Source organism: Rhizobium sp. 01T444, from assembly GCF_056398305.1.
In genome coordinates this window covers 80,745-96,746 of sequence record NZ_JBFTPD010000007.1, presented here as the reverse complement: position 1 = coordinate 96,746, position 16,002 = coordinate 80,745, and the positions used below count along the sequence as shown (strand labels likewise).

Sequence of the window (16,002 nt, the reverse complement as noted above, 5' to 3'; positions counted from 1 at the left end):
AGCGTAACGATGTCGGAGCGGACACCCTTCAGGGCGTCCGCTCCGCGCTTCACCTGTCAGGTCCTTGGCTCCCCCGATCGCCTCTATGCCATCGGCACGCAACGGATTAGGAGCCTCCGCGAGATTGATGAAAACGATGTCGCCCAAGTCTGGCTCGGGGAGCTGACGAAACGAGAACTTCTCTTGAACAGTGCGTTGCACCTGTCTGTTCTGGCCGGAATTGGCGTGACGGTTCTGCTGCTGTTTGGCTTCGGTGTCGCCTTCATGAGATACCGCCACGAACCGGGAGCCGCCGCGCTGTTCATGGGCGGCTCTTTGTTTCCTGGGGGCGTTGCTCTTCCGGCTTCTGCAGGACATCAGGCTGTCGCAAGCTGAGCACGACGACCGTCAGTTGCGATGATCGCCGAATTGCTCAAGGCGCTCTCGCCTCATCAGAAATGGAAGGACACCCCGACGATCGGCCCCTGTTGGACGACGTCGAAGACAAAACCATCGTTTTCGTAGTTGACGCCCAGTGCGCGGTATCCGGCCACTGCCGAGATGGTGTCGTTGAATTTGTAGCCGAGGCCGAGGCCCACGTCCCAGTCGACGTCGGCGCCGCCACCGCCCACCAGACCCCATCCCGTGAGATAGATTTCCGGGGTGAAGAAGTAGTTCCCGCGCAGGCCGACAACGGCATCCACCCACGTGGCACTGTCTTCCCGCTCCACGCCGGCCAGAAGTCCGCCATTGAAGGAGATGTCTGTCTCGACCGACCAGACTTTCACGCCGCCGACCACGTCAAGGTGGCCATTCTGATCTTCGAGCACCGCGTAACCCACGCCGAGAAGTCCTGCGAAGGTCTTCGATGTCACGTCGACGCTGTCGGCGAAGATGCCGCGGGGGGTATGCGCATCCGCACCCAGTTTGGTGTAGATCACGTCACCGACGATGCTGAAGCGATCATATCGTGCTTCGCCTGTCGCCATGAAGGCGAAGTCGAGATTGTCGAGAATGTCGCTGAAATCGGCATCGATGTCGACCTCGGGAAGCCCGAATTGCCGTACGTCCCCTGAAATCCCGGCAGCCCAGAAGTATGGAGCGACCGTGAATTCCCAGCCGCTCTGGGTCTCGACCGTTTTCGCTTCGGGCGTGAGCGGTGTGAGATCCGCGGCATTGCCGATCGATGCGGCAGAAACACCGGCCAGCAAGACTATCGCATGCAAGTGAATGGTCTTCATGAGAATCCCCCGATCTCGTTTGAACGCAGCACTGCTTCGAGTGAGGACTGTGTGGCGGGAAATGGATTCCCGCAACATGAAACACCTATTGGGGGTTGCTGTCGAGAAGGGAAAACCTAAGGGTGTGGCCCGCCGGCATCAGGCCTGTCTCCCGCTGGGAGGAGAGGGAAACGCGGTCAAAGTGGCGTTTCCCTGTTGAAGATCAATAGCAAGGCGGGTACGGATAGTAGCCGCATTGCTGGTCGTTGTAGTAGGGATAGTAGGGGCGGGCTGCAGCGGCCCCGATAGCGGCGCCGGCGACCACGCCGGCTGCGACCGGAGCACCGCGATACCAGGCGCCGTGGTAGACGGGTGCGTGCCAATAGGTGCCTCCGACACGGTTGATGTTGGTGTCGCCAATATGCACGTCGTCTCCACGGAAGTCGCCGCGGAAATTACCTCCCGCGAAGTCTCCGCCGTGGAATCCGCCGCCCCCGAAGCTGCCGCCGCCATGGAAGCCACCGAAGCCCCCACCGCCAAATCCTCCTCCACCCCCGAAGTGATCGATGAACAGCGCGGCCGGCCCAGACACACCGCTTAGGGTGCCCTCCAGAATGGTGATGTCGAAGGTCAGCGTCGTGCCATCGAGTTTCGGAGTCTTCAGCGTCACGACGGCGTCGCTGACGTCCGATCCATCGCCGCCCAGCACCGACACAGTCGCATTCGGTGGATCGACTGCGAAATTGTCCTTCCCCTCATCCCATTGCATGATGAATTGTTCGGTTGCCACATGACCGGCGGCTCGCACCGGTCGGTCAGCAAAGACGATCGAGTTTGCAGAGACACCGGTCAGAACGAGCTTGCCGTTTTCGATTTTGGCTCCGGCCGAATTGATGACCGCCAGCGACGGCACCGGGCCGGTTGGCGTGACTATCCCAATAGACTTTTCGAGCGGTACATGCGGCTTCTTCGGGGTGTCCTGCGCAAGGGCAGCGGTGGTGAGCGCGAAACCTCCGGCAAAGACCAACGTAGCCAAACGATCGATTTTCATGGTGATATCCTCCCAGCGGCGACGGGCGGCATGCCCGTCGCCTGATGAACCCATTTGGAATCTGCTGTCACAAGTCTTTGAGGCGCATCATCCTTAGTCCTTGAACATCTGCTTCCAGTCCGCCTTCATGTCGATGATGGTCCAGCCGGTGATCGCCGCCGCGTCGAGCGCCTTGTCGAGGCGGCCGAATTCGGTATTGCGGTCGTAGGCGTATTCGCGCTCCGCATCAGTGTGATGAACGAGCATGCCGAGACGCGCAGGCGCACCCGCCATCGTCGTCCACTGCAGCATTTCGAGATCGCCGTCGGAATTGCCGAAGGCGGCAATCGGCCGGCGGCCGATCTGCTCGTTGATCCCAACCGGCTTGCCGGCCTTGTCATCGATGAAGTTGACCTCTGGCAGGCGCCGCAAAGTCGGCATGTCGTCCTGCATCTTGAACTGCGTCTTGATCGAGGAACCGATGACCTGCTCCGGCGGGACGCCGTATACCTCCTCCGTCCATGGCCGCATGAACTCCACGCCACCACCGGACACGATGAATGTCTTGAAGCCATTGGCGCGCAGATAGGAAAGCAGCTCGACCATCGGCTGGTAGACGAGCTCGGTGTAGGTACGCTTGAACCGCGGATCGCGTGCCGTGGAAAGCCAATCGGTCACGACCTTCTGGAAGTCGTCGTTTGTCATTCCCGCATGGGTGACCATGATGAGTTCCAGAAGGCCCTTTTCGCCTGATGCGGCAAGTGTTTTCGTATCGCCTTCGAGCACTGCCTTGAACGGCTCGACGTTTTTCCACTCCGGATGTTGCGGAGCGAGCGCCTTTACGCGGTCGAGGGCGAAGGCAAGCTGGGTGTACATGGGATGCTCGACCCACAGGGTTCCATCGTTGTCGAACACGGCAATCCGTTCCGGTTCCGGCACGAAGTCAGGCGAACCCTGCTCGGTTACTCTCTCGACAAAAGAGACGATAGCCGCCTTGGGCGCGGTATCGTTCCACGAGGGCAGCGGATCGCTCTGGGCTTGTGCCGAAGCCGCGAGGAAAAGTGCTCCGATGACAATCGGGATCGGGTTCAGTGCCGAGTTGACGAGGTGGCAGACATTAAACATTGGATGTACCCCCATCAGTGAGAGTCCGCGCCCGGCGAGTTGCAGTGCACCAGCGCTTTCCAAGTCTACCGAATGCGTTCTCCCACCGATATTGCCCTTTGGGGAATCGAAGAACTCCAGCGGCAATCAACAGTGGTGCTTGCAGCGGATGACGCCACACCAAAAAGGTGTTATCCTCGCGCAGCTTTGGGGGGACGACCAATGGCCTTGGGCCAGGGGGTAGGTCGATTGCGGTGCGCTGGTGTCTTGCTGGCGTGGGTTTTGCTGATCGCTTCGAACTGCTGCGCCATCGCGTCGGAGACGTCGCAGGCAATCGTTGATCGGGTTCCACGGGTTCTCATTCTCTACCCATACGACGAGAGGCTCGTGGCGACGACTGTTGCCGGAGAGGCGTTGCGAAGCCGCTTGCTGCAAGCCACAGACAGCAGGATCGACCTGTTTTCGGAGTTCCTCGATCTGTCGAGATTCCCGGAATCCGATCACGTCGCGCGCATGGCGCGATACCTTGCGGAGAAGTACGCCAATTACCGCCCGGATGTGGTCGTCGCGCTCGGCAAGGAGTCTGCCAGCTTCATATCGACCAACCGCGAAACGATCGCTCCCGATGCGAAGATAGTGGCGGCAGGCTTCGGCAACTCCACTGCGGAGAACATCGATCTACCCGATGACGTGATCGGGGCGTTCACGACATTCGACATTCTGAAGACGGCCGAAATGGCCCGCAGCCTGCAGCCCAGTGCCCGTCATCTCTACGTCATGGGCGGATCGTCGGAGTTCGACCGAGAATGGCTGGCGACGGCGCGCGCCGATCTCGACGAGTTCTCCAAGTCGTACGAAACCACATACCTCGAAGATTTGACGATCGATGAATTCGTCGATCGTGCAGCCCATGTTCCCTCCGACAGCATCATCCTCGCGCTGACGGTGTTCAAAGATCGGGCAGGGCGGAATTTCATCCCGCGCGAGGCGATCAGGCAGATCGCAACAACGGCCAGCGCTCCAGTCTATGGCCCCTATCAGACCTACATCGGCTACGGCGTCGTCGGCGGCAATACCGTCACATTCGACACTTTGGGCCGCACCGTCGGAGATCTAGTCCTTGATCTCATTGCCGGCCGGGCGGTCGCGGATATGCAAGCACCTCAGACATACGTCGTGGATGCCCGGCAGCTCCGGCGTTGGGGGCTTTCGGAGGTGAACCTGCCCGCGGGCACCATCCAGATGCACAAAGAAAAGAGCCTCTGGGAAGAACACTGGTTGGCGGCAGCGGCGACGCTCGGACTCGTTTTGATGCAGGCGGGCGTCATCGCAGCATTGCTGCTCGAGCGACGCCGTCGCCGCGATGCGGAGAGCAGGTCACGCCTTCACCTGCTCGAAGCTGTCCATCTCAACCAGTCCGCAACGGCCGGCGCCTTGTCCTCGTCGGTCGCCCACGAACTGAACCAGCCTCTGGCGGCCATCCGAAACAATGCCGAGGCTGCGTCGGTGCTGCTGCGAAGTGGCAGCCCCGATCTGGAGTTGATCCAGCAGATACTTCTCGACATCCAGGAGGACGATCAGCGTGCGGGCGACATCATTGGCCGGATGAGAGGATTGCTCAAGAAGAGAAGCGAGATCGATTGGCAGGAGTTCGACCTGAACGACGTGGCTTCGAGTGCAATCCATATCATTCATGGCGAGGCCGAACGCAGGGGGATCGCGCTCAATACGAATCGACCGACGACGGAGCTGCCGGTGCGGGCGGACAAGGTCCATGTGCAGCAGGTCGTTCTCAATCTAGCCACCAATGCGATGGACGCCATGTCGGACGCTCCAGCCAAAAGAATGCTCACCTTTGCGACAGGAGTGGCGAACGAGAAGGCGGAGCTTTGTGTCGCGGACACAGGCAACGGCATTCCCGAAGACAGGTTGTCCAGCATCTTCGAGCCGTTCTACACGACCAAGCAGGCGGGCACGGGGCTGGGTCTTTCCATAGCGCGCGCCATTGTCGAGACCTATGGCGGCACAATCTCTGCTAACAACCGGCCTGAAGGCGGGGCCATCTTCCGCGTGGTCCTGCCTCTTTCTCGACGAGTGGAACGAGGCTGATGAAACCGGTCGTCCATATCGTCGATGACGACGAATCCTATCGAACGGCGACTGCACGGCTCCTCTCAGCCTTTGGTCTCAAGGTTGAAGCCTATGAGTCCGGAGATCAGTTTCTTGACCGCCTCCCAACTTGCGAGCCCGGCTGCGTTCTCCTTGACTTGCAGATGCCCGGCTTATCCGGACCGCAAGTTCAACATCGACTCTCCGCGCTTGCACCTCTTATCCCGGTCGTATTCCTGACGGGCGAAGGTGACATAAAGGCAGGCGTCGACGCGATGAAAGCAGGCGCACAGGACTTCTTGGAAAAGACCAGCTCGGCGGCGGTGCTGATGGAGGCGATCGAGCGAGCGCTAGCGCAATATGAGAGGCGACGGGCCGAGCACGACCGTCTGCGGAAACTGAGAGCCTTGATTGCGAGCTTGAGCGCGCGTGAAGCCGAAGTCTTTGGGCTGATCATCCGTGGCCATCTCAACAAGCAGATTGCGTATGCCCTTGGCATATCGGAGCGAACGGTGAAGGTGCATCGCCATCAGGTCATGGAGAAGCTCGGAGCACGCTCGCTGGCGGAGGTCGTATCGATCGCCGCCGACATCGGTCGTACTGCGACCCCGGGGTGATCGGACAATCTTCCCCTTAGGGCAATATCAAGCAACCGCCGACACGCCTACAATGACAGACAATTGTGTATCTCGCGCACTGTCACGCATGGGGGCATGAGGTGGGAAAGCTGCGCCGCACTGTCGCTGTCGTCGACGATGATGCGAGTCTACGTCGAAGCGTCGGGCGGCTCCTCAATGCCTACGGATTTGCGGCTGTCGAATATGCTTCGGCGGAAGCTTTTCACGTCCGCGATCCGAAGACGCCGATCGACTGTCTCGTGCTGGACATCGACCTCGGAGGCATGTCCGGCATCGAACTGCAGCGCAGGCTGAAAGGGGCTGGAGCGAAGCTGCCGATCATCTTCATCACCGCCCTGGAAGACATGCGCCTGCAGACCGAGGCGGAGCAGGCTGGATGTATCGCATATTTGCGGAAGCCCTTCGCGGGATCCGTACTCATCGACGCAATCAAGAAGGCGCTCGGATTGTGAGTTCTTGATCGAGGAGAGACCGCCACGACGGCAGGTCAAAAGGCGGACCAGTTATTCACCCCTTGGCAGGGAGGCTGAACATGGAATGGCTCAGACACTGGCGGCCGATGGCCGAAGCGCTGGCAATGGCATCATGCCTTAGTGTATATCCATTGACTGTCGGAGCGGCGTCCGCGCAGCAGGCGAAGCCGAACATCCTGTTCATTCTGGCGGACAATATCGGCTATGGCGACATCGGAGCTTACGGAGGCGGGGAGTTGCGCGGATCGCCAACGCCGCGCATCGACCAGCTCGCCTCGGAAGGACTGCGGTTGACGCAGTTTCTGGTCGAGCCTTCCTGTACGCCCTCACGGGCCGCCTTGATGACAGGGCGGTATTCCATCCGTTCCGGACTGTCACTGGTTGCGGTTCCCGGCACTCAATTCTCACTGCCTGAGAACGAGATCACCATGGCGGAGATGCTGCACGACGCCGGCTACGCTACTGCTATCTTCGGCAAGTGGCACCTCGGCGCGCAAACCTACAGTCAACCGCAAAACCAGGGCTTCGATGAATATTACGGAATTCCGCCCGGCGACACCTGGGACGCGTTCGGAATGATCCGCCAGGGCAGGCAGACCAAGACCGCCGATATCCCCCTCGACAAGGGGCCGCAAATAGTCACGGCGAACCGAGGCGAGCCGCTCAAATCCGTGAAACCTTACACAGAGGAGGTGCGTCGCGGGATCGACTGGGAGCTGGTGGATCACGGCGTCGATTTCATTAGACGTCAGAAGGCCGCGGACAAACCGTTCTTTCTGTACATGCCGATCTCCCGAACCCATTTTCCGAACCTGCCCTCGAAACGGTTCGAAGGCGTATCCCGGATCGGCCAGTTCGGTGACTCCCTAATGGAGGGCGATGCCATCGTCGGTACGATGCTGGACACATTGAAGGAGCTTGGCGTCGAGGAAAACACCGTCGTCGTCTTCGCCTCCGATAATGGGCCGGACGGTCCCGGCGCGAGTCGGTTCGGCGCCGACATGCCAGACATCGGGACCTCCGGACCGTACCGCGGCGCGTTGGGCGAAATTAGCGATGGCGCCATCCGCACCGCTGCCATGATCCGTTGGCCGCAACGGATCAAGCCGCGATCCTCATACGCGATGTTCTCCATCATGGACTTCTTTCCCACCTTCGCGGCTCTAGTGGGCGGCAAGATCCCGAGCGACCGGCCGATCGATGGTGTCGACCAGAGCAAACTCCTGCTCGGCGAAGATGACAATGGAGTGCGCGAGCATCTGCTGACCTTCGTCGGCTCGGAACTGGTCGCAGTCCGCTGGAAGCAGTTCCGGGCCTATTTTGCCGACGTAGCGCCGGGCCGCAGCGGTGCGGGCGGCGCAACCCTGATGGGTGGTGTCGGAGCGAGTGCTGCACCCATGAATGGTTATCCCAAGGTGTTCAATATCGAGGCCGACCCGCAGGAGGAGCACAATATCGGCGAGATGTACAACTGGATTCTCGGACCGATATTGAAGGTAGTGGAGGAATACAAGATGACCCTCCAACGATCTCCCAATCCGCCCGCGGCAAACATGACGAGGTTCTGATCCTGTGCTGCTCTGGGCACGATAAACGACTGGGCGAAAGCCAAATTCTCTGCGGCGGTGAGACCTGCCCGTCATCGTTCGTCTTGAAGCCATTTTGCCCAAAGCTGCATCATGCCCATGCGCAGAAAATGCAGGCCTTCGACCTTGCCGTTTTTCCCTTTCGTACTCACGAAGCAGAATGTCGTTTGCCAGTTAACCGTGAGAATGCGCCGTTTCACGCTACCCATGGCATTTAATCTGAGATTCGCGGGCGCGATTATCGGCCACTAACCACTTCTAATGCATCAGCAACGTTTTGAAATGGAGGCAATTTCTCGAAGAGATTAGCCTCCGACAGCCGACACACTAATCACTGCGATTCTCAAGTAATGTGCCAAAAACGGCATTCTCACGCTAACTGCCGCGTCTCGAATTAAGTGTCGAGGTATCCTCTTGAAGTCGTTGCAGACAGAATCTCATGATTAAATGCAAAACGACATCAGCCACGGAATGGATCAGCCTCAAATGCAAGTCCAGGTCAAAGCGTTGTGAAACTGAACACCTCTGGCGCCTTGCAGCGGTTCAGGGCATCCTGTGATGGCTGAAAATTGTGTTTATGGCAGTTGGAGGAATGCCGATGCGCTGCTTTACCGTGCTTGGACCCTCGCAGACCGGAAAATCAACAGTCGTGGAAAAGCTCGGCTCCCTGGAGGGGGCGCCGAGAAAATCCAGCTCCCCTTATGGATTGAACCTCACAGAATTCACCTTTGGAAACGAGGCGTGGTGTGCGCTGGATGCGCCAGGACCCAACGAAGCGTTGGCGCATGCACAGCACGCGCTTCTTGCCAGCGACGCCTGCATCCTGTGCGTTTCATCGGCACCCGAGGAGGCTGTGCTCGCCGCGCCCTATCTGCGGATAGTCGAAGCCTCGGGGACGCCGTGCATCCTCTTCGTCAACCGAATGGACGAACCGAGAGGGCGGCTGAGGAACGTGATCGCCGCGCTTCAAGACTATGCCAACCACACGCTTTTGCTTCGCCAGATCCCGATCCGCGAGGGGGACAGGATCATAGGCAGTTGCGATCTGATTTCGGAACGGGCGTGGCGCTACCGGGAAGGCCAGACTTCGGCGCTGATCGCAATCCCCGAAAGCGCCGCCGAACGCGAGCACGAAGCGCGCAGCGAGCTCCTGGAACACCTGTCCGAATTCGATGACTGGCTTCTCGAGGAACTGATCGAAGATCGCGAGCCGCCCAGCGACGCGCTCTATGCCATTTCATCGCGGGTTCTCAGGGAAAACAGGATTATTCCAGTCCTGATCGGTGCCGCAAGTCACGGCAATGGCATGATGAGGCTGATGAAGGCGCTGCGCCACGAGGCGCCGCCGGTAGGGGTTCTTCGGCAGCGTCTCGCTCGTGCAGGCAATGTCGATGAAAACAAGCTGACCGCCGTGAGCTTCCATGCCTATCATCGCCAGAATGTCGGTAAGACAGTGCTCGTGCGCGCGCTTGGCGAGGGACTGCGGCAGGGCGCATCACTGGGCGGCTCCAGCCTCGGCGCCGTACAAAATCTCGCAAACGGGCGGTCCAATTCGGCGGTTCTGCCTGCGCCGGGGGATGTGTTTGCGACGGTCAAGTCCGATCACTTGCACGTCCCTTCGCTCTTGACATCAGACGCAGTGGTTGCCCCGCCTGAATGGACGGAGCCACCCACGCCGATGCTCGAAAGGATCCTAGTTCCGGGCAGCGAGCGCGATGAAAACAAGCTTTCCGAAACGCTGGCAAAACTTTCCGAGACGGATCGCGGCCTGAAAGTCTTGCAGGAGGAAGGCACGGGCGCTCAACTCGTCCGCGCCCAGGGGCCGGTGCATCTGCGTGAACTTTGCCGAACGCTGTCCGATGTCTTTCACATCTCCGTGACCGACCGAACACCCAGCCCGATCTACCGCGAGACGATCACGAAACCAACGGAGGTTCATTACCGCCATCGCAAACAGACCGGCGGTGCCGGGCAATTCGCGGATGTGAAGCTGAGCATTCACCCTAACGAGCGTGGCCAAGGCTTCACCTTTGGCGAAACCGTCAAGGGCGGCGCCGTTCCGCGCAACTACATCCCTGCTGTCGAAGCAGGCGCGCGCGAAGCGATGGAGAAAGGGCCGCTCGGCTTCCAGGTCATCGATGTCGGCGTAACGCTGTTCGATGGTCAGCACCATGCCGTCGACAGTTCGGAACACGCCTTCAGGACTGCGTCGAAAATGGGGGTGCGACAGGCGCTTTCCGAAGGGTCGGCCGTTTTAATGCAACCGGTCTTCCGCAGCGAAATTCACATTCCGTCGATCTATTCCGGCAGCCTCGTCCAGATCGTCTCCGCTCTCAAGGGTCAGGTTCTCGGCTTCGACCGGGATGAAACCGCTAAGGGATGGGACATCTTCCGGGCGCTCATTCCGGGCGGCGCACTTGACGATCTGGCGCGAGCGCTGCGCTCGGCGACGCAGGGCATTGGGTATTTTTCCAAGACCTTCGATCACTTCGATGAGCTATACGGCAAGGAAGCGGACGCCATCGTGAGGGCACATGAGGAACTAGGCGTCGCACACTGAAATGTTCGCGCCACTTCATGCTCGTTCGCAGAATGGGGCTCATGTCGTTTGGCAGTTACACGTGAGAATGCGCCGTTTTTGCCGCGTCTAGAATTAAGTGTCGAGGTATCCTCTTGAAATCGTTGCATTCGCGGCGCTCACCGAAACTTCGCCGCCGATAGACCCGAGCAGGGCTACACGATGGGGGCCGTTGGCGGGAAGCGGGACGAACTCTTCAGCAAAAGCCGGTGAGTGCGAGCTGTTACCGGGCAGGCCCGGAAAATGTCATGTTCGGTGACGTTGTGTCATGTCGCGTGACGCGTGATAGCATCAGGTCGCCGATTCCGTCACCGTCTCTTCCAGCACATCTTCGGGAATATCGTCGAAGGAAGCGTAGTTGAGGTTATAGAGCTTTGAATAAAGCTTGCCGTTTTTCATGAGCTGCTGGTGATTGCCGCTTTCGACGATTTCGCCATTCTGCAGCACGATGATGCGATCGGCTTCGCGGATCGTTGCCAGGCGGTGGGCGATGACGAGGCCGGTGCGGTTTTCGAGCAGCTTTACCAATGCCCTCTGGATCAGCATCTCGGTATAGCTGTCGATATTGGCTGTCGCCTCGTCGAGCACGAGGATCTTGGCGTCCGCCACCAGCGCGCGGGCAAAGGAGAGAAGCTGGCGCTGGCCGAGCGAAAGATTGCCGCCGCGCTCGCCGAGTATGCTGTCATAGCCTTGGGGCAGGTGCATGATGAAGTCATGCGCACCGACGGCCTTGGCGGCCTCGATCACCTGTTCGCGCGTGGCCTCCGTTTTATGGTAGCGGATGTTTTCGAACACCGTGCCGGTGAAGAGGAAAGGCTCCTGCAGCACCATGGCGATCTGCTGGCCGAGCGAATCCTGCGTCAGCTCGCGAACATCGTGGCCGCCGACCACGACCTGGCCCTGCTGCACCTCGTAGAAGCGGTGGATCAGTGACATGCAGCTCGACTTGCCGGACCCCGTCGGGCCGACAAGGGCGACCGTCTCGCCCGGATTCACGCTGAAGCTCACATGCTTGAGCACCGGATGTTTGGGATTGTAGCCGAAGACGACGTCGCGGAATTCGACGGAGCCGTCCATGTCGGGCGACAATACCTTGGCATCCGGAGCGTCCTTGATGTCGATAGGTACATCGAGAACGTCGGTCAACCGCTGGCCGGAGGCCATCGCGCGCTGCATGACCGAATATTGCAGCGTCAGTGAGCGGATCGGGTCGAAGAAGCGCTGGATGTAGAAGAGGAAGGCGACGAGCACGCCGACGTCGAGCGCCTGATTGAGCACACGCGAACCGCCGACGACGATGACGAGCGCCATGGCGATGCCGGTCAAGGAATCGACGATCGGTACCATGACCTGGGCGTAACGCGCTGCCGTCAGATGCGTCAGCAGGTTGGCATGCGCCTTGTCGTCGTAAAGTTGGAAATTGACGTCCTGCCGGTCCATGCTCTGAACGGCGCGAACGCCGTGGATCGCTTCGGCAAGTGCGCCGTTTGCCACCGAATTCGTCTCATGCGCGGCCATGAAGGATTTACGGGCCAGCGGCAGCCAGAACAGGCGTACAACGAAGAGCACCGGCAGCGCGGAAAGCGTCAGCAGGCCAAGCTTGAAGTCGAGATAGAGCATCACGAAGACGATGCCGAAAAGTAGGAAAATATCGCCGACCGAGAGGACGCAGGTTTCCAGGAATTCCTGCATCGAATTGACGTCGCCCTGCAGGCGCGACATCAGTCGGCCGACCTCGGTCTTGTCCATAAAGGAAAGCGAAACGCGCTGCAGATGCGAGAACATCGCCTTGCGCATGTCGAAGAGCACGTTTTCGGCCACGCCGCCGACCAGCATTTCCTGCCAGTAGCTGGCTGCGTAGTTGATGAGAATGGCGATCAGGAAGGCGACGATCGCACCTATCAGCGCCGAGTTGCTGTCGTCCGGCTGCATGCCGTGATCGATGGCATAGCGGATGATGAGCGGAATGAGCAGCTGCATGCCGGTGAAGACAAGCACCGAAATCACCGACAGAATGACATCGCGCCGGTAGGGATGCACGAAGGCCCAGATGCGCTTGACGATGTTGGTATCGAAGACCTTGCCGAAGATTTCCTCTTCGACGCGCTGCGATCCGACGACCGCCCTTGGCGGGCGTCTGCCATCCTCGCGAACGTCCGGACGCTCGGTTTCCAGTTCCTCGGCCATGCTGTTTCCTCCTGCGCCGGTTTCTTACGCGCTCAAAGCGTCGTCGCCCGGTCGCACCTGCAAATCGTAAAGTGCCTTGTATCGTCCGCCGAGCGTCAGGAGCTCGTCATGCGTGCCCTGTTCGACGATGCGGCCGTCCTCGATGAAGAAGATCCTGTCGGCATGCATCAGCGAGCTCAGACGATGGGCGACGATGATCGTCACACGGTCGGCGGCATAGCGGCGCATGGCGCTGCGGATGCGCTGCTCGGTCGCCGCGTCGATTGCTGCGGTCGAATCGTCGAACACCATGACTGCAGGTTTCAGCATCAGCGCGCGGGCGATCGAAAGCCTCTGGCGCTGACCGCCCGAAAGCGAGACACCGCGTTCACCGACAACGGTACCGTAGCCGGTCGGCAGGCCGAGCACATAGTTGTGGAGCTGCGCGCTTTCGCTGGCGCGCTCGATGCGGCCTTCCTTTGCCCAGGGATCGCCATAGGCGATGTTGTTCTCGATCGTCGTGGTAAAGAGGAAGGAATCCTGTTGCACGACGGCGACGGAGCGGCGCAGCGACTGCAGCGTCGCCTCACGGATATCCTGGTCGTCGATGGTGATCTTGCCGCCGGTTGCGTCATAGAAGCGTGGGATCAGGTGCGCGAGCGTCGACTTGCCGCTGCCGGGCGGGCCGACGATGCCGATCGTCTCGCCACGCTTTGCCTCGAAGCTCACCTCATGCAGAACCTCATGCATCGGCGAACTCGGATAGGCGAAGCTGACATTCTCGAATCGCAGCGTGCCATCGGTGACCTTCAGCTCCTTGGCATCAGGGGCATCGCGAACGGCGATTTCCAGATCCAGCAGCTCGAAGAGGCGCGTGCCGCAGGTCGAGGCGCGGGCAAAGGCGTTGACCATCAGGCCGAGCTGGCGCACCGGCATCTGCAGGATGGTCATGAAGGTGAGGAACGAGGCGAGTGTGCCGACGGTGATCTCGCCGGAATGCACCTTGGTGCCGCCGACCCACAAGACCAGACCCATGGCCGCAAAGAAGGAGAAGGTCATGGCGCTGGTGTTGATGACGCGGATGCCGACGCGCTGATGGGCAAGCTCCAGCGCATTCTTGGAGGCCGCGTCGAATTTCGAAAGCTCGTGCTCCTGCGCAGCGAAGGCGCGGACCACGCGGATGCCACCGAGGTTTTCCTCCATGATACGCGTCAGCACCGACAGCCGCTGCTGCAGGTCGAGCCAGGTGGCGCGCAGGCGAAGCTGCGTGACGGAAGAGCGCCAGCCGACGAAAGGCACGAAGGAGAGCGCCAGCAGACCGAGCACGACATCCGTGGTCAGAAGCATATAGGCGCCGATGCCGATCAGCATGGAAAGCAGGAAGACGCGCACGAGGGCGGTCGAGAAATACATGCGCACGCCTTCCAGATCGAGCAGGCCAATCGTGATCAGGTCGCCCGAATGCACGCTGTCATGGAAGGAGAAGGAGAGGCGCTGGATTTTTTCGTAGCAGGCGAGGCGCAGTTCGTAGCCCATGTGGTGGCCGACGGATTCGCTGTAGTAGTTCTGGATCATCGTGAAGATGCCGCGCAGCACACTGGCGCCAAGCAGAAGCAGCGCCGTTGTCAACAGCGCATCTTGCGCCTGCTGCCCGAGCGTGCCGCCGTGAAGCGCCACCTGCGTATGGTCGACCGCCTGGCCGAGCAGGCGGGGGATCAGAAGCTGGAAGGTGGAGGCGATCAGGGTAGCGCCGATGGCGAGGCCGGCTTGCCAGGGATGGCGGAAGGCCATGACGGTGATGCGGAACAGTGTGTAGAGGCCCTTGCCCCACCCTGCCGCGGTTGCAAGCGCCATCGAAGCCGAAGGCTTCGTCGCGCGTAAAGACGCATCGCTGCTCACGGTATTTTTTCCAATAGATGTGTGCTCAGACCAAGTGGCCCGGAAAGAAGGCAAATCCATGAAGGGATTGATAGCGCACCCACATTTGCCGATTCCGACAGGGGGTTCAAGTAAAGAATTCACCAGTCGGTTATTTTTACGTGAGCCTTCCTCGCATTGCACGGTAACGCTACCGTTGGGGCCCGCCGACTGCACGCAGCAGGCGCATTTTTCTGCCGGAAAACGAAAGTCCCGTAGCAGCGCATCGCGAGTGGAAATCCGTGTGCCGCGCATGTATGGTCCGCTCGCCAACCAGCACGAAGAGGGCGTTCGATGTCATCCACGGTCCGGATCGCAAATCAGTTTCTCACCGTCGACATTTCCTCGCTCGGCGCCGAAATGCAGGCGCTAACATCTAGCGACGGCCGCTCCTGGGTCTGGAACGGCGATGCCGCCTTCTGGACAGGCCGATCGCCGATCCTGTTTCCGATGGTTGGCAAGGCACCGAACGACATTCTAAAGGTTGGCGGTCACATCGCGCCGATGGCCCAGCACGGCTTTGCCCGTCGCAGTGAATTTGTGCTGGCATCCTCGTCCGAAGCGAGCTGCCGCTACGAGCTTGCCGCTTCGGAGGCGACGAAGGCTGTCTATCCTTTCGATTTCCTGCTGGCCGTCATCCATAGCGTCGAAGGCCGGGCTCTGACCGTTGCTGCCGAAGTCACCAACCGCGATATCAGGCCGATGCCTTTCGGTATCGGCTTTCATACTGCTTTCCGCTGGCCGCTGCCGGGTGCCGAGAACAAGCCGCATACAGTCACGCTGGACAATGGCGCCGAGCCGGCACTCGTCAGGCTTGAGGGCGGTCTGATCTCGCCGAAGAAACTTGCTTCGCCCTTCAAGTCCGGCAGCCTGGTGCTCAACCATTCTATGTTCGAGCACGATGCGATGATCTTTCCGGAAGGCGCAGGCCCCGGCCTGCGATATAAGGCTGAAGGCGGCCCATCCATGCATTTCAGCTTCGAGAACCTGCCCAATCTGGCGCTCTGGACCAAGCCCGACGCTCCCTTTCTCTGCATTGAGCCCTGGCACGGAACGGCTGCAGAAAATGGCGGCCCGGACGATTTGGAGGGTCGCCCCTATACAAAGGTGCTTGCTCCGGGCGAAACGGTGCGTTTTTCCTTCGCCGCCGAAATCCTCGCATAGGCTCGGACCCATTTTCCATTTTGGATCAGGGTGTTGGG

General features: G+C 60.0%; 13 protein-coding genes. 7 read left to right on the top strand and 6 right to left on the bottom strand.

Annotated features, from left to right (window positions below; genetic code table 11):
- Window positions 1-9 precede the first annotated feature (9 nt).
- Window positions 10-375: a hypothetical protein gene (locus AC1DTN_RS13145; protein ID WP_477921293.1), complete on the top strand. Its 366-nt coding sequence runs from the start codon at window positions 10-12 to the stop codon at window positions 373-375.
- Between the two features lie 56 nt (window positions 376-431).
- Here the strand turns inward: AC1DTN_RS13145 and AC1DTN_RS13140 are convergent, their stop codons facing one another.
- The 3 genes from AC1DTN_RS13140 to AC1DTN_RS13130 form a co-directional block, all read right to left on the bottom strand.
- Complete coding sequence (locus AC1DTN_RS13140) at window positions 432-1,220, bottom strand: hypothetical protein (RefSeq protein ID WP_477921292.1); 789 nt, start codon at window positions 1,218-1,220, stop codon at window positions 432-434.
- A 202-nt stretch (window positions 1,221-1,422) separates the two neighbouring features.
- The gene (locus AC1DTN_RS13135; protein WP_477921291.1) at window positions 1,423-2,250 is read right to left on the bottom strand and encodes a hypothetical protein; all 828 of its coding nucleotides are present in this window, start codon (window positions 2,248-2,250) and stop codon (window positions 1,423-1,425) included.
- A gap of 93 nt (window positions 2,251-2,343) precedes the next feature.
- On the bottom strand, window positions 2,344-3,354 hold the full coding sequence (locus AC1DTN_RS13130; RefSeq protein ID WP_477921400.1) for an HAD family hydrolase: 1,011 nt from the start codon (window positions 3,352-3,354) through the stop codon (window positions 2,344-2,346).
- Between the two features lie 201 nt (window positions 3,355-3,555).
- Here AC1DTN_RS13130 and AC1DTN_RS13125 point away from each other — a divergent pair, with 201 nt between their 5' ends.
- The 4 genes from AC1DTN_RS13125 (at window position 3,556) to AC1DTN_RS13110 (ending at window position 8,121) form a co-directional block, all read left to right on the top strand.
- Window positions 3,556-5,442, top strand: coding sequence for a sensor histidine kinase (locus AC1DTN_RS13125; protein WP_477921398.1), 1,887 nt, complete (start codon window positions 3,556-3,558; stop codon window positions 5,440-5,442).
- A complete protein-coding gene (locus AC1DTN_RS13120) occupies window positions 5,442-6,059 on the top strand; it encodes a response regulator transcription factor (protein WP_113182319.1) in 618 nt (205 codons plus the stop codon). Before AC1DTN_RS13125 ends, AC1DTN_RS13120 begins: the two co-directional genes overlap by 1 nt.
- 101 nt (window positions 6,060-6,160) lie before the next feature.
- On the top strand, window positions 6,161-6,532 hold the full coding sequence (locus tag AC1DTN_RS13115) for a response regulator transcription factor (RefSeq protein ID WP_113320630.1): 372 nt from the start codon (window positions 6,161-6,163) through the stop codon (window positions 6,530-6,532).
- Between the two features lie 80 nt (window positions 6,533-6,612).
- Complete coding sequence (locus AC1DTN_RS13110; RefSeq protein ID WP_477921289.1) at window positions 6,613-8,121, top strand: arylsulfatase; 1,509 nt, start codon at window positions 6,613-6,615, stop codon at window positions 8,119-8,121.
- 71 nt (window positions 8,122-8,192) lie between these two features.
- Here the strand turns inward: AC1DTN_RS13110 and AC1DTN_RS13105 are convergent, their stop codons facing one another.
- Window positions 8,193-8,348 carry a hypothetical protein gene (locus tag AC1DTN_RS13105; protein WP_477921288.1) on the bottom strand — a complete coding sequence of 52 codons (156 nt, stop codon included), beginning with the start codon at window positions 8,346-8,348 and terminating at the stop codon, window positions 8,193-8,195.
- A 389-nt stretch (window positions 8,349-8,737) separates the two neighbouring features.
- On the opposite strand from AC1DTN_RS13105, the gene AC1DTN_RS13100 reads away from it, so the two are divergent.
- On the top strand, window positions 8,738-10,699 hold the full coding sequence (locus AC1DTN_RS13100; protein WP_477921287.1) for an elongation factor G: 1,962 nt from the start codon (window positions 8,738-8,740) through the stop codon (window positions 10,697-10,699).
- Window positions 10,700-11,008: 309 nt separating this feature from the next.
- Here AC1DTN_RS13100 and AC1DTN_RS13095 read toward each other — a convergent pair whose 3' ends face one another.
- Both AC1DTN_RS13095 and AC1DTN_RS13090 read right to left on the bottom strand, forming a co-directional pair.
- Window positions 11,009-12,904, bottom strand: a complete 1,896-nt coding sequence (locus tag AC1DTN_RS13095) for an ABC transporter ATP-binding protein (RefSeq protein ID WP_477921285.1) — start codon at window positions 12,902-12,904, stop codon at window positions 11,009-11,011.
- Window positions 12,905-12,928: 24 nt separating this feature from the next.
- Window positions 12,929-14,782: an ABC transporter ATP-binding protein gene (locus tag AC1DTN_RS13090; RefSeq protein WP_477921283.1), complete on the bottom strand. Its 1,854-nt coding sequence runs from the start codon at window positions 14,780-14,782 to the stop codon at window positions 12,929-12,931.
- Between the two features lie 312 nt (window positions 14,783-15,094).
- Between AC1DTN_RS13090 and AC1DTN_RS13085 the strand changes: the two genes are divergently transcribed.
- The gene (locus AC1DTN_RS13085; RefSeq protein ID WP_477921282.1) at window positions 15,095-15,964 is read left to right on the top strand and encodes an aldose 1-epimerase family protein; all 870 of its coding nucleotides are present in this window, start codon (window positions 15,095-15,097) and stop codon (window positions 15,962-15,964) included.
- The last annotated feature ends 38 nt before the right edge of the window (window positions 15,965-16,002 follow it).

Excerpts from the sequence above, each read along its gene's own strand:
- AC1DTN_RS13145 (WP_477921293.1), top strand. The coding sequence starts at position 10 with ATGTCGGAGCGGACACCCTTCAGGGCGTCCGCTCCGCGCTTCACCTGT.
- AC1DTN_RS13140 (WP_477921292.1), bottom strand. The coding sequence starts at position 1,220 with ATGAAGACCATTCACTTGCATGCGATAGTCTTGCTGGCCGGTGTTTCT.
- AC1DTN_RS13135 (WP_477921291.1), bottom strand. The coding sequence starts at position 2,250 with ATGAAAATCGATCGTTTGGCTACGTTGGTCTTTGCCGGAGGTTTCGCG.
- AC1DTN_RS13130 (WP_477921400.1), bottom strand. The coding sequence starts at position 3,354 with ATGTTTAATGTCTGCCACCTCGTCAACTCGGCACTGAACCCGATCCCG.
- AC1DTN_RS13125 (WP_477921398.1), top strand. The coding sequence starts at position 3,556 with ATGGCCTTGGGCCAGGGGGTAGGTCGATTGCGGTGCGCTGGTGTCTTG.
- AC1DTN_RS13120 (WP_113182319.1), top strand. The coding sequence starts at position 5,442 with ATGAAACCGGTCGTCCATATCGTCGATGACGACGAATCCTATCGAACG.
- AC1DTN_RS13110 (WP_477921289.1), top strand. The coding sequence starts at position 6,613 with ATGGAATGGCTCAGACACTGGCGGCCGATGGCCGAAGCGCTGGCAATG.
- AC1DTN_RS13105 (WP_477921288.1), bottom strand. The coding sequence starts at position 8,348 with ATGGGTAGCGTGAAACGGCGCATTCTCACGGTTAACTGGCAAACGACA.
- AC1DTN_RS13100 (WP_477921287.1), top strand. The coding sequence starts at position 8,738 with ATGCGCTGCTTTACCGTGCTTGGACCCTCGCAGACCGGAAAATCAACA.
- AC1DTN_RS13095 (WP_477921285.1), bottom strand. The coding sequence starts at position 12,904 with ATGGCCGAGGAACTGGAAACCGAGCGTCCGGACGTTCGCGAGGATGGC.
- AC1DTN_RS13085 (WP_477921282.1), top strand. The coding sequence starts at position 15,095 with ATGTCATCCACGGTCCGGATCGCAAATCAGTTTCTCACCGTCGACATT.